The sequence below is a fragment of the Alcanivorax profundi genome, from assembly GCF_003597125.1.
In the GTDB taxonomy this organism is placed as follows: Bacteria; Pseudomonadota; Gammaproteobacteria; order Pseudomonadales; family Alcanivoracaceae; genus Alcanivorax; species Alcanivorax profundi.
The window spans coordinates 1-727 of record NZ_QYYA01000047.1; the positions used below are offsets into that span (position 1 = coordinate 1).

The 727-nt window shown below is 50.5% G+C and carries 2 tRNA genes and 2 rRNA genes; all 4 read right to left on the reverse strand.

Annotated elements, in window-relative coordinates:
* Positions 1 to 95 (reverse strand): 23S ribosomal RNA (locus D4A39_RS16795); the annotation flags it as partial.
* 286 nt (positions 96 to 381) lie between these two features.
* Positions 382 to 457, reverse strand: a tRNA-Ala gene (locus tag D4A39_RS16800).
* A 17-nt stretch (positions 458 to 474) separates the two neighbouring features.
* Positions 475 to 551: transfer RNA gene (locus D4A39_RS16805), tRNA-Ile, on the reverse strand.
* Between the two features lie 75 nt (positions 552 to 626).
* Positions 627 to 727, reverse strand: a 16S ribosomal RNA gene (locus D4A39_RS16810); the annotation flags it as partial.

Sequence of the window (727 nt, forward strand, 5' to 3'; positions counted from 1 at the left end):
TGTTTGCCACCTAACCGGAGCTTATCGCAGGCTACTACGTCCTTCATCGCCTCTGGCTGCCAAGGCATCCACCGTGTACGCTTAATCACTTGACTATATAACCCAAAACAGTCTCTTCATCGCCCGCCTTTCGACTGGCAACTCCAATCCCGCCCAGGTCATTCATCGTGATAACGATTCACCATAAAGACACAAGTGTCAGAAAGTCTCTAACGCTTGCATTCTCAATGAATACTTGGACTTCTCATTTCCCAAATTTTTAAAGAGCAATCCGAACCATAAAGATTTCGGAGTCCGACTAAAAAGCCAGAAGCAAGCAAGACAATGCTTGATTCTGACTTCTTCCACTTTCTATTCGGATCACCCGACCAATGCAGCAACTGGTGGAGCCTAGCGGGATCGAACCGCTGACCTCCTGCGTGCAAGGCAGGCGCTCTCCCAGCTGAGCTAAGGCCCCATATACCGTGCTGAAATTGGTAGGTCTGGGCAGATTTGAACTGCCGACCTCACCCTTATCAGGGGTGCGCTCTAACCAACTGAGCTACAGACCTATAGAAAGCGTCTACACCCTTTAGCAACAGACAAGCAAACGTGTGAGCCCTGAATGGGATCGAGATCTTCGTCGTTAAGGAGGTGATCCAGCCGCAGGTTCCCCTACGGCTACCTTGTTACGACTTCACCCCAGTCATGAACCACACCGTGGTGATCGTCCTCCCGAAGGTTAGAC